Origin of the sequence: Delftia sp. WY8 (assembly GCF_018437695.1) — a bacterium.
Taxonomy (GTDB): domain Bacteria; phylum Pseudomonadota; class Gammaproteobacteria; order Burkholderiales; family Burkholderiaceae_C; genus Comamonas; species Comamonas tsuruhatensis.
This window is the reverse complement of the sequence record NZ_CP049795.1, coordinates 1,205,784-1,221,954: the sequence shown is the minus strand read 5'-3', so window position 1 is coordinate 1,221,954 and position 16,171 is coordinate 1,205,784. Positions and strand designations below refer to the sequence as shown.

Below are 16,171 nucleotides of genomic sequence, written 5' to 3'. Positions count from 1 at the left end.
GTCAGGAGCTGGCTGCACAACAGCCGCTACACTCAATCAACTGGTGCAGTCGTCTTCTGAAAATGACAGCGCCGGTTGCCTTGGCGGGCTTGTCACAAACCTACGTTTTCAAGAAGAAGGAAACCGCATGCCCCGCCGTTCGATCCTCTCCGCCGCCGAGCGCGAAAGCCTGCTGGCGTTGCCGGACACCAAGGATGAGTTGATCCGTCACTACACGTTCAGCGAAAGCGACCTCTCCATCATCCGGCAGCGGCGCGGCCCGGCCAATCGGCTGGGCTTCGCGGTGCAGCTCTGCTACCTGCGCTTTCCCGGCGTCATCCTTGGCGCTGATGAGCCACCGTTCCCGCCATTGCTGAGACTGGTCGCCAACCAGCTCAAGGTCGGCATCGAAAGCTGGGACGAGTACGGGCAGCGTGAGCAGACCCGACGCGAGCACCTGGTCGAGCTGCAAACGGTGTTCGGCTTCCAGCCGTTCACGATTGGCCACTACCGGCAGGCTGTCCAGTTGCTGACCGAGCTGGCCATGCAAACCGACAAGGGCATCGTGCTGGCCAGAGCCTTGATCGAGCACCTGCGGCGGCAGTCGGTCATTGTGCCCGCCCTCAACGCCGTCGAGCGGGCGAGCGCCGAAGCGATTACCCGCGCCAACCGGCGTCTCTACGACGCCTTGGCTGAGCCGCTGACGGACGTGCATCGCCGTCGCCTCGACGATCTGCTCAAGCGCCGCGACAACGGCAAGACGACGTGGCTGGCCTGGCTGCGGCAATCCCCGGTCAAACCGAACTCGCGGCACATGCTGGAACACATCGAACGCCTCAAGGCGTGGCAGGCGCTCGACCTGCCCTCCGGCATCGAGCGGCTGGTTCACCAGAACCGGCTGCTCAAGATCGCCCGCGAGGGCGGCCAGATGACGCCCGCCGACCTGGCGAAGTTCGAGCCGCAGCGGCGTTACGCGACCCTGGTGGCGCTCGCCATCGAGGGCATGGCCACCGTCACCGACGAAATCATCGACCTGCATGACCGCATCCTGGGCAAGCTGTTCAATGCCGCCAAGAACAAGCATCAGCAGCAGTTCCAGGCATCCGGCAAGGCGATCAATGCCAAGGTGCGGCTGTTCGGGCGCATCGGCCAGGCGCTGATCGAGGCCAAGCAAGCGGGCCGCGATCCGTTCGCCGCCATCGAGGCCGTCATGTCCTGGGATGCTTTCGCCGAGAGCGTCACCGAAGCGCAGCGGCTCGCGCAACCCGAGGACTTCGATTTCCTGCACCGCATCGGCGAGAGCTACGCCACGCTGCGCCGCTACGCGCCGGAATTTCTCGACGTGCTCAAGTTGCGGGCCGCGCCCGCCGCCAAGGACGTACTCGACGCCATCGAGGTGCTGCGCAGCATGAACAGCGACAACGCCCGCAAGGTGCCCACCGACGCGCCGACCGAGTTCATCAAGCCGCGCTGGCAGAAGCTGGTGATGACCGACACCGGCATCGACCGGCGCTACTACGAACTGTGCGCGCTGTCGGAGCTGAAGAACGCGCTGCGCTCCGGCGACATCTGGGTGCAAGGCTCGCGCCAGTTCAAGGACTTCGAGGACTACCTGGTGCCGCCCGCGAAATTCGCCAGCCTCAAGCAGGCCAGCGAATTGCCGCTGGCCGTGGCCACCGATTGCGACCAGTACCTGCATGACCGGCTGACGCTGCTGGAAACGCAGCTCGCCACCGTCAACCGCATGGCGCTGGCCAACGAGCTGCCGGACGCCATCATCACGGAGTCGGGCCTGAAGATCACGCCGCTCGATGCGGCGGTGCCCGATACCGCACAGGCCCTGATCGACCAGACGGCGATGATCCTACCGCACGTCAAGATCACCGAATTGCTGCTGGAGGTAGACGAATGGACGGGCTTCACCCGGCACTTCGCCCACCTGAAGTCAGGCGACCTGGCCAAGGACAAAAACCTGTTGCTGACCACGATCCTCGCCGACGCGATCAACCTGGGCCTGACCAAGATGGCGGAATCGTGCCCCGGCACGACCTACGCCAAGCTGGCCTGGCTGCAAGCCTGGCACATCCGCGACGAAACCTACGGGGCGGCACTGGCCGAGCTGGTCAACGCGCAGTTCCGACATCCCTTCGCCGAGCATTGGGGCGACGGCACCACGTCATCGTCGGACGGCCAGAACTTCCGCACCGGCAGCAAGGCCGAGAGCACCGGCCACATCAATCCGAAATACGGCAGCAGCCCAGGGCGGACGTTCTACACCCATATCTCCGACCAGTACGCGCCGTTCCACACCAAGGTCGTGAACGTCGGCGTGCGCGACTCGACCTACGTGCTCGACGGCCTGCTGTATCACGAATCCGACCTGCGGATCGAGGAGCACTACACCGACACGGCAGGGTTCACGGACCACGTCTTCGCGTTGATGCACCTGCTGGGCTTCCGCTTCGCCCCGCGCATTCGTGACCTGGGCGACACCAAGCTCTACATCCCGAAGGGCGATGCCACCTACGAGGCGTTGAAACCGATGATCGGCGGCACGCTCAACATCAAGCACGTCCGCGCCCATTGGGATGAAATCCTGCGGATGGCCACCTCGATCAAGCAGGGCACGGCGACGGCCTCGCTGATGCTCAGGAAGCTTGGCAGCTACCCGCGCCAGAACGGCCTGGCCGTCGCCCTGCGTGAGCTGGGACGCATCGAGCGCACACTGTTCATCCTGGACTGGCTGCAAAGCGTCGAGCTGCGCCGCCGCGTGCATGCCGGGCTGAACAAAGGCGAGGCGCGCAACGCGCTGGCCCGCGCCGTGTTCTTCAACCGCCTGGGGGAAATCCGCGACCGCAGCTTCGAGCAGCAGCGCTACCGGGCCAGCGGCCTCAACCTGGTGACGGCGGCCATCGTGCTATGGAACACGGTCTATCTGGAGCGGGCCGCGAACGCCTTGCGTGGCCACGGTCAAGCCGTCGATGACGGCCTGTTGCAGTACCTGTCGCCGCTCGGCTGGGAGCACATCAACCTGACCGGCGATTACCTCTGGCGCAGCAGCGCCAAGATCGGCGCGGGCAAGTTCAGGCCGCTACGGCCGCTGCAACCGGCTTAGCGTGCTTTATTTTCCGTTTTCTGAGACGACCCCAAGACGATCTGCACTGAAATCAATACTTTCTGATGCCTCTTGATTAGAGATGCCAGCCATAATCATCTCATCGCCAACGCATACGGCGTTCGGCAGCCAACACACTCTCACTCACTACTGGAAGCTCAGACATGAAAACCATAGGCATTGAAAACTCGAAGTCCAGCGTACAGGCCCACTTAACGCTTGGAACCAAAACTATGGGGCTAGGTATCTATGGCGCGTACTTGGCTCTCGCTATTATTTACTTCTGGTTCGGCGGCATGAAATTTACCCACTACGAGGCCGAGGGCCTGGTTCCACTGGTGAGCAACAGCCCGCTTTTGGGATGGGTGTATAGCATTTTTTCGGTCGACATGTTCTCCAGCCTGCTCGGCATACTAGAGATTTCGATCGGCACTCTGATCGCAGGCCGCATGCTGTCGCCCAAACTATCCGTGGTAGGAGGCGCTCTGTCTGCAGGCCTGTTCTTCACAACCCTTAGCTTTATGTTTTCCACTCCGGGCGTCATTGAGCCTAGTTTAGGGTTTCCGGCGATTTCCGTTGCGCCAGGTCAGTTTCTGCTTAAAGACTTAGGGTTGCTTGCTGTTTCGATATTTGTGGCAGGCCATTCGCTGGTTGAACTGGAAAAACGTAAAATTAATGCATAATTTTTTCAATGGCTTAAGGCAGTAATGCCTTAGGCCTTTTTGCCATCATTTTCCCCCGCCAGATCTTTCAACCAGTCACGAGGGCTCAACCCCGTCTTGCGTCTAAATGCGCGAGACAGCGCCGAAGGACTTTCGTAGCCGACTTGAGCTGCAATCAGCGTAATCGAGCGCCCTTCTCGCATCAGCTTCTGAGCCAGGCTAACTCGCCAACTCAACAAATAATCAGCAGGCGTCTGTCCGATGACACTCTTGAAATGCACGGCATACGCAGCGCGTGACATATTTGACTCACTGGCCAGCTCTGCTATTGACCAGGCATGTTCCGGGGAGTTGTGCATCTGTAAAAGCGATCGGGCAAGCCGCATGTCGGCCAGTCCAGCCATCATTCCGGTGCGCAACTGGTGATGATCGAGCAGGTAACGGAGCAACAGAATGATTAGGAGCTCAAATAAGCGCTCAAGCGCGGCTTCCCTTCCACAATGCACATTTGCCGCCTCGGCAAACATCCACTCCAACGTGTCTGCCAGCATGGGCAGATCATCGAGTGCGAGCACCAAACAGTCCGGTAATGAAGCCGACAAAGGATTATCAATTCCGCCCTCAAACTCCATGGAAGCACACAACAACTTTGCGCCATCGGACTCACCCGCAAACAATTGATGCTTGGCGGGGCGTGGCATAAAAATCAAGCTAGGGCGAGTGAGCTGCAAATCCTTGCGATCGGGACCAAGCAACGTCACGCTGCCGGCCTGAAGCAGATGGATATAACCTCGCCGCTCGGCGCCATCGTAAGATGCAGAGCCGCATAGGTCGCCGTCATAGAACAGATTGGCCCGCACGCCGAACCGCGAGAGCAAATTAGACAAACGATCCATTGGCCGATCCTTGACGAGTCAGAACGCACAGACCATACCATCTGCGTTGTCGTTCAGTGCCTGTAGCGAACATGCCGGCGTAAATCAGCCAACGGATAAAGTGATCACTGAGCAGCTCAGCCTCCCTTTCCAGTTCGGCTGTTAAAAAAACAACACCGTTGTTTGAAAGCACCAGCAAATCAAGTGCTCACTCTTCTATTTTACGGGGTTGTACGCCGGAATCCCAGAAATTTCCGTCAGCCCAGCTCCAGTCCCGCCACGAGCGCATCCAGGTCGATGAACTTGCCGTCAGTCTGGAAGGTGTAATGCCCGTTCAGCAGGATGTGCCGCCAGGCCGCTGGCGACATCTGCGTGATCAACGCCAGCGCCTTGGCATTGCCAGCTGCCTCGTACTTCGTCAGCAGCAGGGACAGGATCGCCGAGTTGTAGAAGATGATCGCGTTGCCGATCAGCCTGGCGCACTGGTTGCTGATCTCGATTTCGATGTCGGTGCGGCCGGTCAATTCCTTCTTCCCACCGACTTGGGCGATGGTCGAGCGTAGCTGGTGATAGGACTCAATGCGGTTCTGCGAGCGGTGAACATTACGCTCCAGTTGCGGGTCGCGCAGGTAGCGCAGTGTGTAGATACTGCGGATGAGCTTGTCGAACTCGAAGATTGCGCGCCGCGTCGGGTTCGGCGCCGTATAGGTGCACAGCTTGCGGATCAGCGTGCCCTGCGTCATTTCCTTCAGGCCCAGTGTGGCGACGATTCGGTCGATGTTCGCCTTCTCACCGACGATGAGTTGCCGGTCGATCTGGCCAGCCGGCCGGATCAGGCATTTCTCGTACAATGCCAGATCATCGGCGCAATACAGCTCCTGCAACTGGTCGTCGAGGTCGGTGAAGCGCGGCTCGAAACGAAGTCCGAACCAGTGCAGGATGGCGAAGTTGGCCTTGTTGATGCTGTGCATGTCGCCGGTGATCGCGCTCGGCACGATGTCCGACGTGTTGCGGTACCAGATGTCGAACACGTGGTGAGCCTCGTACTCGTGTGCGCCTATCAGGTAGCCGTTCAACGGCACGTGATTGCACAGCAGCGTGTAGGCGACGACGCCCTTGCCGCGGCCGAAATATTTGCGCGAGTAGCGCGCCTTCACAGTTGGTCGCTCGACGCCGAATTTCTGCCCATCAACGGCACCGTACAACGAATCGAGGTCGAACGAGTAATGCGGGAAGATCGGCAGTGCGGCGATGGCGTTGCTGATGCAATCGTTGGCCACATGTAGCGTCGCCTGGCGCAGGTACTGCTGGTAGGTACTCTCCAGGACGTGGTACGGGATGTCGCTGGTACGTGCCATAACCTGGTTGCCGTGGTTCATGGCTTGGGCAATGATCACCGCCATCAGACTGTCGGCGTCGGCTACCTTCTTCGCATAGCGTGGCTGCAATGGTGTCAGCGCCGACAGGAACTGGCACTGGCCGTTGACGAAGCGAAACACGTCGGCGACATCGCAGTATGGCAGTTGCTCGTAGAGAGCTTGCTCGCGCGCCTTCTGGTTCTCCCCCTTGGGCTTGCGCCAGGTCAGTCTCTGCGTGTCCTTGTCGTATTCCAGGTGCGTCAGCTTGCCCTGTTTCAGCTCGCGATTGAACGCCACCCATTGCGCACGCAACTCGGTCGCCAGTGCATCGAGCTGGGCACTGACCGGCTGCCGCAGGAAGGGGATGTCCATCTGCGCGAGCACGGCGGCTTTCTCGTCCATCGAAACCAACTCGTCGGACAAATGCCGGTGCTGCAAGCTATCGTCAATGTAGAGCTCGCCCGCCTGGAAGCGTTTCCTGACCTGACGGTAAAGCCAGAATTCGTAACGATCGGCATGCAGGCCTGTCGGCGTGCCTTCGGCATCGAACATCAGCAGGTACGGACGCAAGCGTTTCGGCAGCGTTGCCGCCGGACATTCGTCGAGTGGCCGTTGTGATAGGCGCTGCTGCTTGGCGAACACGCTCTTGGCCCAAGTCAGCGCCGCGAGCCATGGGTTATCGGGGGCCGTGCCGGCGAAGTCGAGCGCGACGTACAGCGGCCGTAGATGGCGTCGAATGCGTTCGGCCAGGCCGTCCACCGCCTGCCAGTGCAGCGCCAGTTTGTTCAGTGGCTTGACGCTCATGCGCTGCGCCGTGTTTTGCAGCAATTCCCTGGACATGATTTTGTAGGCGCGTTGGCGCACCTCGCCGAACGGCGTCGGATCGGCCACGCTGTCGTCCACGTACAGCGACAGCAGGCGGCCAACCTGCGGCGTTTCCTGATGGCGTCGCAGCTGTTCGGCGACAAAGGACTGTTTCGCACCCGTGCGGCTCTCGTCCTCAAGTTTTTTCATGTGGAAGGCCATCGCGTCGACCAGGTTGTCGGTGAGCTGCCGGTAACGTACCCAGGCATAGCACAGCAGGTAGAGCCGGGTCTGCTCCGCCTTCAGGTGGCGCAGGTCATGGACGGTATAGAAGTTCGCCAGGCTCGCGTAGTACAGCAGGTTCTGCTGCGAGATGCCGAGCTTGGGCAGCAGCGCCTTGGCGATCCCGTGCAAGGACTTCAGCGTGGCGCGCTTCTCGCGCTCCCCTGCCATCTGACGCCAGCCGAAATCTTTAGCGTCCTGCTTGAGCGCTGCCAGTTGAGACAGGGTGTCGTCACGCACCAGGAGCTGGCCCAGCGCAGCTTTGGCCGATTCGTCCAACACTTCTGCCAGCAAGCCGCCCAAGCGCCTGCGTTCGGTGGACAGGGCTTCACTGACCAGCTCTTGTAAGGTGGTGTGGCCGGGCCGGATGATTTTGTGCTCGCTGAGCCAAACGATCAGTTCGGCGGCCACGAATCCTGGCATTACGTCGCGCCGCACGATCTGTTCAGCCTGCTGTGCCAGTTGCGGCAGGAAGCTAGCCGCCCACGACCGGTAGCCGAACAGTTCGGCGATCTGACCCCTCTGGCTGTAGTGCTCATGCTTGGTGGGGTCAGCTCACGAAACGGAAAAAATCGTACGCTAAGGCGCGCCATGCGCTTGCGCGCGAGCGCTCTCACGAGGGAGATTCCTCGTACTTCCGAAACGCGCGCCAAAGTGCAACGTCGTACGCAATCTTGAGCACACCGCAGGCCACCAGCGGCATCGCCAGCCAGCCGGCGGCGAACAAGGCGCCGCCGATGGCGGGGCTAGCTGCGGCAGCGAGGCTCCTGGGTACGGTGGTGAAGCTCGCCGCCGCGGCGCGCTCTGCCGGCGTCACCACCGCCATGACGAAGGCCGAGCGCGTGGGTACGTCCATCTGCGACAGGGCGCTGCGCAGGAACAGCAGCGCGAGCGCCACCGGCAGGCTGTCGGCGAAGGCGGCGAGGATCAGACAGACGCTCGACGGGATGTGCGTGAACACCATCGTGTTGATCAGGCCAATGCGGCGCGCTACCCAGGGGGCGGCGAGCTGGGAGCCGGCCGACAGCAGCCCGGCCCAGAAGAAGAATTGGCCGGCAGCGGCGAGCGAGAGGTCGAAACGCTCGAACAGCCAGAGCGCGAGCAAGGTATTGACGATCAGCCCGCCGGCGAAGGCATCGACCGAGAACAGTGCCGCCAGTTTGATCACGATGCCGCGCGAAGGCCCCAGCGCTGTGGGCGCCGCCGTCTGCTCGTCCACGCGGTGGTCCGGCAAGGCGCGATACAGGGCGAAGATCGCGACGCCGGTCAGCCCGTAGTGGCACCAAGTCGACCTGTGCCATGAAAGCGCCGGACCAAGTCGCGCAGCGTGCCGCCCATCGTTCAGACTCGAATGAGGTGCATCACAAGACTTCCTCTATGTGCAGTTCGCGTTGCCGGAAGCTGACAACATCACCGGCTCGGGCATCTGCGATCGCTGCGTAGATGGGCGCCTGGGTGGAAATTCCCATGTAGGTGTTGCCGTCGCACTGGAAGGCATCGCTAGCAACCGCAATCACGAACCAACGCCCGTCGATGCGAACCACGGCGCCTGTCTCCACCGAATCCCGGGGACCGAAATCGATCTGACGTAAGACTTCCAGGGCCTCCTGATGATCGTGAATGGGGCATTCGAACGCCTGCGCCAGAGCGGCATTGTTGACGGCCCGCGACGCCGCATCGCTTTCACTGGGTTCATCTCCGCGGCCCGCCGCACCGACCAGGTATTGCGCATAGGTCTGTTCAGCAAACCGCAGGCGCCCTTCGGCAAGGTCCAGCATGGTCTGGCGCAGATGGGTCTTGTTGCTCATTAGGACTCCTTTTTCAGGTCGACGTTTGTTGCGTTGGGGTGAACGGTAGCCGGTGCCAGACGGTGATGGCGTACCAGCCTCGGGGGTCGGTCAGGGTGCAGGTGTTGTCAAACCCGCTTCGGCGTGCGAGGTGTTCGATTGAAGCCAGGGAGTATTTCTGGGATTGCTCTGTATAGATGGTCTCCCCGGCATGGAATACAAACCCTCGGTCAAGGGTTCTGCTGTGGACCACCTGGTCAACTTGGCTCACCAGAAAGCTTCTGGCCACGTGTTCCAGCGGACAGTAGCTGGCGTAGTGCCGAAATTTCGTCAGATCGAAGTCCATGCCCAACTCGCGATTCAACCGCGTCAGCAGATTCAAATTGAACGCAGCGGTCACGCCCTGTGAATCGTCGTATGCTGCGCGCAACATGGCCGGGTCCTTGACCAGATCCAGACCAAGCAGCACAAGGTCACCCGGGCGCAAATGCGAATGCACCCGCTGCAGCAGCTTGACGGCACCGTGTTCGTCGAGGTTGCCCAGATTGCTGCCCAGCAACATTGCAACCTGGCGTCGCCCTTCGGCAATCTGAGGCCAATGCTCGAAATAGTCTCCCAGCACCGGTTCGATGGCCATGCGGGGGAGGTACGTGTCAAAGCGGCGGCTCAGATCCGCTAGGGCGTGTGCGGACACATCCATAGGCCTGTAGATGCAATCCACTTCACGTTGCGCCAGTGCCTGGCACAGCGACAGCGTTTTGGCCCCGTCGCCGCTGCCCAGTTCAATCAGATCGATCGGGCTGCACCGAGGATCTATCCACCGGGAAAGCTCATCCGCGCGTGAGCGCAGCAGCTCGTGCTCAAGGCGTGTGAGGTAGTACTCGGGCAGCGCCATGATCTGCTGAAACAGGCGCGAGCCCTCATCGTCGTAGAACCAAGCGGATGAGAGCGCCTTCTGTGGTCGCGTCAACCCTTGCAGAACATGCTCCGTCAGTCTGTCCCGATCAGTCATGCGGACTCCCGCGAGCGAACAGGACGGATGCCCGTGAACTGCCAACGCAACGGAGCGTGAAAGAAGTTCCGGTATGTCAAACGGGCGTGGCCCGGCGATGTGGCCCAGGACGCTCCGCGCAAGACCTGCTGGTTCACCATGAACTTCCCGTTGTATTCGCCCACTGCGCCCTCGCTGCGGGCAAAACCGGGATAGGGCTGATAGGCACTGCGCGTCCATTCCCATCGACGCCCCCAGTCGAACCGGCTTGCCGCTGCTTCCCACTCGAACTCGGTGGGCAATCGCCACCCCGCCCAATCGCAGAAAGCGTGTGCCTCGTAGTAACTGACATGCGTGACTGGTGCCTGACTGGTCAGCGGCATCACCCCCTGGAGCGTGTAATGACCCCATCCGTCAGGCTGGTTAGGGTCGGGCTGCCAGTACATCGGCGCACGGAATTTAAGCGTTTGCACCCAGTCCCAGCCTTCCGCATGCCAGAGCGAATGGCGCTGATATCCTCCGTCGCGCATGAACTGAAGGTATTCATCATTGGTGACTAGCGCCACACGGATGTCTACTCCTTGAATGAGCGCCAAATGCGATGGCGACTCGTTGTCGAAGGCGAACCCTGGCCCCTGGTGGCCCATGCGAATCGTCTGCCCTTCGACGCTAAGCCAATCGTCCAGTGGTGGGCAGGTTCCATCATGTTCGGCCGTCACATCTTGGGGACCGATGCCCAGAGGGTCATACGCCGGATGCAATGGGTTGTGGCCCAGGATGTACTTGATGTCTGTGATCAGCAACTCCTGATGCTGTTGTTCATGCTGCATGCCCAGCTCTACCAAGGCCGCGACCGCGGGCTCCAGTGGTTCCTTCAGCATACGGCGCATGGACTCGTCCACATGCGCGCGATACGCCATCACCTCAGCCACCGTCGGGCGACTCAAGCTCCCTCGCTGCGGGCGTGCCAGGTGAGCGCCCTCCGATTCGTAGTAGCTGTTGAACAGGTAGCCATACAGAGGATGGAACAGTCGATAGTCCGGCTGTTGTTTCGCGAGGACAAAAGTCTCGAAGAACCACGTGGTGTGGGCCAAGTGCCACTTCGGCGGACTGACGTCGGAAACCGGTTGGGGAACATGGTCCTCGGCACTCAGAGGGGCACACAGACGTTCGCTGCGCGAACGGACAGAGACGTATCGGGTTAGGCGGATGTCTTCAGGTGTCACGGCAGATGAGAAAAAAGAGAGTCAACTTCCGAAGCGCTCGGTGCGGATGGAGACCTCGGGCACATTTAGCCCGGTGACCATATGAACGATGGACTCGACAAAGTCATTACGCCCGCAGATGAAAACCTGCGCAGATTCGGTCGCCACATCACCCAATTGCTGCAATGCCCAAGCAACATCGGCTCCATCAATGCGGCCAACGTGGTCCTGTGCGCGCGGGGCACAGGTATCCCGCGAGAGCGCCAGTCGGCTGCGAAACCGCGGCGTAAACGCTTCCCATCGCTGCAGGGTGGGCCAGAGCAACACTTCGTCAAGATGGCGTGCGGCAACCAACAGCGTTGTATGCGCTTGGCTGTATGCACCCACGCGTTGCGCTGCCATGGACAAAAGGGGAACGACGCCAGATCCTCCCCCAATCAGCAAGGCTGGTCGTGTGTTCGACTCGTCAAGCACAAAATGACCTCCAACCGGTCCGAGGACTTCAATCGTTTCGCCGTGCTGGGCCTTGTCGTGAAACCAGGTGGATACTTCGCCATCGTCCAAACGCTCAATGCCAAGCTCATAGAGCCCGGTACGTTGAGGAGGTGAGAGGAGTGAATAGCTCCGTTGTGCCTGATAGCCGTCTTCCGCTGTCAGTCGGACATCCAAATGCTGGCCCGGCCTCGGGCGAACCCATCTGTCAGGACGCAGCACCACCCGCATGACGCGTGGAGTCAGTGCCTGCAACGCATCGATGCGTGCGGTCTGCCAGCTCAGCCGGTGTTGACCAACAGCCTCATCCATAGCGCTCTTCCTTGAAAGGGTCGCCTCGCATGTGATAGCCCCGCAGTTCCCAGAACCCGGCCTCGTCGCGCTCGTTGAACTGCAGCGCATTGACCCACTTGGCCGACTTCCAGAAGTAGAGATGCGGCACCAACAGGCGTGCCGGTCCCCCGTGCTCGGGCGCGAGCGGTCGGTCGTCGTAGTGCGTTGCGATCATTGCGCGCCCTTGTGTCAGATCGGCCAACGGCACGTTGGTGGAGTAGCCGTCCTGAGAATGCGCCAACACCCAAGGCGTGGGCGCTTCCAGTCCGGCCGCCTGCAACAAGGTGTCCAACGTCACACCGCGCCAGCGGGTGTCGAATTTCGACCAGGTGGTAACGCAATGGATATCGACCACCTGCTCGGTCTGGGGCAGGGCCTGGAATTCGCTCCAGGTCCAAACGCGAACCGGCCGCACACCGACCTTCAAGGTCAAGCGCCAATCGCCAAGCGCCAAGGCTTTTGGGGTGGGGCCCGCAGTCAGCACGGGAAAACCTTCCGTCAGGGACTGTCCTGGCGGAAGTCGACCGCCGTGGTTGTGGACATCGCGATTGCGGCCGCTGAATGAGCGGTTGATGGGCATGGTGTGGGTCCTCCGGCTCACCCAGAACTTGCGGTCAAGGGCTTGCGTCGATCAATGATGGTGGGCAGGAACTCGGTGACCGTCGGGTGAACGGGCAATGCATCCCGGACCAACTTCCAGGTGCCGCCACTGGCCATCACCAGACCGATCGCCTGAATGATCTCGTCCGACTGGATCCCGAGCATGGTCGCTCCGAGGAAATGACCACTGTCCTCATCGATGAGGAGCTTGATCTTGCCCACGGTTTCGCCTTCTTCCTTCGCGCGACTGACGTCCTTCATGGCGTGAACCGCCTGGGAAATGCGTCGCCCTTCGGTCACGAGTTTTCGCGCGTCGGCCTCATAAAGACCGACGTGGGCCAGCGGAGGATCGGTAAACATGGCATAAATGCCGACGCGCGCGGCGGCGCTGCGTTGCCCTCCGGCCAGGTTCTCCGCCACGATGTCCTGATCGTGGTAGCTGGTGTGGGTAAAGGCCCCGCGCTGATTGATGTCACCCAGCGCCCAGATGCCGGGAACCGCGGTTTCGAGCCGGTCGTTGGTGACCAGGTAGCCTCGCGCACTGACCTCCAGGCCCACCGTTTCCAGGCCCAGACAGTCGGTGTTCGGTATTCGCCCGGTGGCCACCAGCAGGTGGCTGCCATCCACGCTGCGGCCACCAGCCAACTGCACCCGCACGCCAGCGTCGTTGTCCGCCTTGCCGACCCGCTCAATGCGCACGCCGGTGTTCACTTCGATGCCTTCCGCTGTCAGCATTCCGGTCACAGCGGCTGCAATGTCCTCGTCCTCGCGGGCCGTGAGGCGGGGCCCTGTTTCCAGAATGGCAACCTCACTTCCCAGCCGCCGAAAGATCTGAGCCATCTCCAGGCTGATGTATCCACCGCCGATGATCACCAGCCTGGACGGTAATTCACGCAGCGCCAACAGCCGTTCGTTGTCCAGGAACGGCAGCTCGTCCAGCCCAGGCACCGGCGGAACAAAGGGACGTGTGCCGGTGTTCAGCACCACCTTGGGCGCCACCAGCTGATGCTCGCCGGCCAGCACCACGAACTGTTCGCCTTCACGGCCCGCCAGGCGACCGCGCGCCTTGATGATGGTGAGTCCTTCCAACTGGCCCAGCCAGGCCTGCAGGCCAGAGCGAGCCTCCTCCACCCGGCGTTGCATGCGCTCCATCGCTGCCCTGAAGTTGACCTGGACCGACCCGGTTTGCACACCGAATTCGCTGGCCCGGCGCGCCATGTGAGCCACACGAGCCGACTTGCGTAGGGTCTTGGTTGGGGTGCAGCCCCGATTGACACAGGTACCACCCAGGTCACGCTCCTCGATGAGCGCCACCTTCATACCCCGGGCAACGAGTGTCGCGCCCAGAAAGGGACCGGCCTGACCGGCTCCGATCACGATCGCGTCGAACCTCTGTTCCCCGCTCATGGCCGCACCTCGACACCGCGCCAGAACGCCACCCTGCCGGTCACCGCCTCCGCACCAGCCTTGGGCGACGGGTAGTACCACGCCGCGTCAGCGTTCACGTCTTCGCCGACCACGACGTCGTAGTAGCTGGCCCGCCCCTTCCATGGACAGGTGGTGTGCGTATCGCTTGGTTTGAAATGTTCCGGGCGCAACGCGTCGTGTGGGAAATAGGCGTTGCCTTCAACTTCCACGATGTCATCGCTCTCAGCGATGGTGGTGCCTTTCCAGATGGCTCTCATGCTCCGTCTCCTTCGTTTGTGTGTGGTTGGGATCAGTCCCGAATCAGTGTGGTGGTGATCACCGGATGGTTCTCCAGCGTTCGATGCACGGGGCAACGATCGGCGATGCGCAACAGGTCCTGTCGCTGGCTTTCACTCAACGGTCCGCTCAGCAGGAGCTGCCGCGTGACGTGGTCAACCTGTCCCGAGCGATCCCCGCACTCCTGGCAATCGGTCGCGTGCGCGCGCTCATGACGCAACCTGACCTGGACATCCTTGAGCGCATAGCCTTTTCGCTTGGCGTACTGGCGCAATGTCATGGACGTGCAGGCGCCCAGCGACATCAGCAGAAGTTCATAAGGATCGGGCCCGCGTTCGCCACCACCCACTTCCTTGGGCTCATCGGCGTCGAGGTGGTGCGGACCTGCTCGCATCGATCGCCAGAAGGCGTGATCGTGCTCCCCCACCCACACCTCGCCCGCACGAAGGTCCGACGGCGCATCGTTTCGCTCGGCTCGCATCGGCAGAAACCGCGAGGCCCAGGCGCCAATCAGGTCAGCCGCATACTGCGCATCGGCCGGGCGCGTGAGCAGATGGTCCGCATCGTCCAGGCTGATGAAACTCTTAGGATGTCTGGCCGCCTTGAACAGGTCCTGTGCCTCGCCGATGTCCACCACCGCGTCACTTGGCGCGTGCATAACCAGCAAGGCCGCGCGAAGCCCCTTGACCGGGTTCTCGTGGGCTTGGGCCTGGAGCTCTTCAATGAAGGCCGGCGCGATCCTGAACGCCCGGCCGCCCAGGTCGACCTGGATCTGCCCATCCTCTTCGGACTTGGTCGGACCGAAGTGACGAAGCACATGGTCGGCCGTCGCGGGTGCGCCCAGCGTGCAAACCGCCCGTATGCCGTCGAGGCGGGCAGCCGCCGCGATGGCCGCCGTCCCCCCCAGGCTGTGTCCGACCAACAGTGCAGGCATGCCGATCGTGCTCTGCATCCAGTGCACCGCCGCCACAATGTCCGCCACGCTGGACGAAAAGCCACCGCGCCCGAAGTCGCCTTCGCTCTCGCCCAGACCGGTGAAATCAAAGCGCAGCGTGGCGATGCCCTGCTGAGCCAGCGCCCGGCTGATGCGGGTCGCGGCGAGAGAGTTCTTTCCGCAGGTAAAGCAGTGGGCAAACACCGCCAGGGCTTGTAACGGTGCATGGTCCGGGCGTTCCAAGACACCCACCAGCAGACCCTGGCTGCTGCCAGCGAAGCCTACCTTTTCGCTGCTCATGCTTTCTCCAGTGCCAGGGCGTTGATGCAGTAGCGCAGACCGCTGGGCTTGGGTCCGTCGGGAAACACGTGACCCAGGTGGGCGTCGCAGACGTTGCACGTCGTCTCCACCCGCACCATGCCGTGGCTGTTGTCTCCGTGATAGCCCACCAGACCCGGGGCAATGGCCTGCGTGAAGCTGGGCCAGCCGCTGCGGCTGTCATATTTGGTCGACGCATCGAATAGTTCAGTGCCGCAGCACACGCACCGGTAGATCCCGGGCGAAAACAGCGTACACATCGAGGAGCTGTGCGCCCGTTCGGTGCCCTTGAGCCGCGTGATTCGGAACTGCTCGGGCGTCAGCTGTTGGGCCCACTCGGCTTCGCTGCGCTCAACTCGGCGCGGTGGCGTCGGGTTGCCCGTTTCCACCAGTTGAATCACTCCTTTCCAAGTCAACATGTCGGGCCCAGGCTCCGGTGCCGCCGGTTCGTTTTCCAGCCGCTTGAGAAAGGTGACGAGCTTGTCGGCGTCGATTCGGAAATGGTTGTAGACCACTCTGCCATCGGGATCGATCAGGATGAACCAGGGTGTGCCGCCGTTGCGGTAGCGGCGCATCAGCTCCGAACCCGCGCCGTCCTGTTCGTCACCGGCGTCGTGCCCGAAGGGAATGCCCAGCGCGTAGCGGGAGTGATTGGCCAGCATGCGCTCCCAGGTGTTCGAACCGAAGTCCTCGAACACGGTCTGGACTGCGGCGAACCCGACGAAGTCGCTC

General features: G+C 61.7%; 12 protein-coding genes and 2 pseudogenes. 2 read left to right on the top strand and 12 right to left on the bottom strand.

Annotated elements, in window-relative coordinates:
* Nucleotides 1-127 precede the first annotated feature (127 nt).
* Together G4D77_RS05605 and G4D77_RS05600 are read left to right on the top strand one after the other, a co-directional pair.
* Nucleotides 128-3,094, top strand: a complete 2,967-nt coding sequence (locus G4D77_RS05605) for a Tn3-like element ISPa38 family transposase (RefSeq protein WP_003100881.1) — start codon at nt 128-130, stop codon at nt 3,092-3,094.
* 164 nt (nt 3,095-3,258) lie between these two features.
* Nucleotides 3,259-3,777: a YkgB family protein gene (locus G4D77_RS05600; RefSeq protein WP_003464991.1), complete on the top strand. Its 519-nt coding sequence runs from the start codon at nt 3,259-3,261 to the stop codon at nt 3,775-3,777.
* A gap of 29 nt (nt 3,778-3,806) precedes the next feature.
* Here G4D77_RS05600 and G4D77_RS05595 read toward each other — a convergent pair whose 3' ends face one another.
* The 12 genes and pseudogenes from G4D77_RS05595 to msrB form a co-directional block, all read right to left on the bottom strand.
* Nucleotides 3,807-4,652 carry an AraC family transcriptional regulator gene (locus G4D77_RS05595; protein WP_003464995.1) on the bottom strand — a complete coding sequence of 282 codons (846 nt, stop codon included), beginning with the start codon at nt 4,650-4,652 and terminating at the stop codon, nt 3,807-3,809.
* A 236-nt stretch (nt 4,653-4,888) separates the two neighbouring features.
* Nucleotides 4,889-7,621, bottom strand: a pseudogene (locus G4D77_RS05590) (Tn3 family transposase); the annotation flags it as partial.
* A 67-nt stretch (nt 7,622-7,688) separates the two neighbouring features.
* Nucleotides 7,689-8,351: pseudogene (locus tag G4D77_RS05585) on the bottom strand (MFS transporter); the annotation flags it as partial.
* 85 nt (nt 8,352-8,436) lie between these two features.
* The gene (locus G4D77_RS05580; protein ID WP_008647292.1) at nt 8,437-8,883 is read right to left on the bottom strand and encodes a hypothetical protein; all 447 of its coding nucleotides are present in this window, start codon (nt 8,881-8,883) and stop codon (nt 8,437-8,439) included.
* A gap of 13 nt (nt 8,884-8,896) precedes the next feature.
* Nucleotides 8,897-9,874, bottom strand: a complete 978-nt coding sequence (gene egtD / locus G4D77_RS05575) for an L-histidine N(alpha)-methyltransferase (protein WP_034053995.1) — start codon at nt 9,872-9,874, stop codon at nt 8,897-8,899.
* Nucleotides 9,871-11,079, bottom strand: coding sequence for an ergothioneine biosynthesis protein EgtB (gene egtB, locus G4D77_RS05570; protein ID WP_197022694.1), 1,209 nt, complete (start codon nt 11,077-11,079; stop codon nt 9,871-9,873). The genes egtD and egtB overlap by 4 nt, the downstream gene beginning before the upstream one ends.
* A 21-nt stretch (nt 11,080-11,100) precedes the next feature.
* Nucleotides 11,101-11,862 (bottom strand): FAD-binding oxidoreductase, encoded by a 762-nt coding sequence (locus G4D77_RS05565; protein WP_042797684.1) that lies wholly within the window; start codon nt 11,860-11,862, stop codon nt 11,101-11,103.
* Nucleotides 11,855-12,463, bottom strand: a complete 609-nt coding sequence (locus tag G4D77_RS05560) for a sulfite oxidase-like oxidoreductase (protein ID WP_008647302.1) — start codon at nt 12,461-12,463, stop codon at nt 11,855-11,857. Before G4D77_RS05560 ends, G4D77_RS05565 begins: the two co-directional genes overlap by 8 nt.
* Nucleotides 12,464-12,480: 17 nt before the next feature.
* The gene (locus G4D77_RS05555; protein WP_034053982.1) at nt 12,481-13,890 is read right to left on the bottom strand and encodes a mercuric reductase; all 1,410 of its coding nucleotides are present in this window, start codon (nt 13,888-13,890) and stop codon (nt 12,481-12,483) included.
* A complete protein-coding gene (locus tag G4D77_RS05550) occupies nt 13,887-14,168 on the bottom strand; it encodes a DUF427 domain-containing protein (RefSeq protein ID WP_034053981.1) in 282 nt (93 codons plus the stop codon). The genes G4D77_RS05555 and G4D77_RS05550 overlap by 4 nt, the downstream gene beginning before the upstream one ends.
* Before the next feature lie 32 nt (nt 14,169-14,200).
* A complete protein-coding gene (locus tag G4D77_RS05545) occupies nt 14,201-15,421 on the bottom strand; it encodes a bifunctional alpha/beta hydrolase/OsmC family protein (RefSeq protein ID WP_008647313.1) in 1,221 nt (406 codons plus the stop codon).
* Nucleotides 15,418-15,858, bottom strand: coding sequence for a peptide-methionine (R)-S-oxide reductase MsrB (msrB, locus tag G4D77_RS05540; RefSeq protein WP_034054008.1), 441 nt, complete (start codon nt 15,856-15,858; stop codon nt 15,418-15,420). The genes G4D77_RS05545 and msrB overlap by 4 nt, the downstream gene beginning before the upstream one ends.
* Between the last annotated feature and the right edge of the window lie 313 nt (nt 15,859-16,171).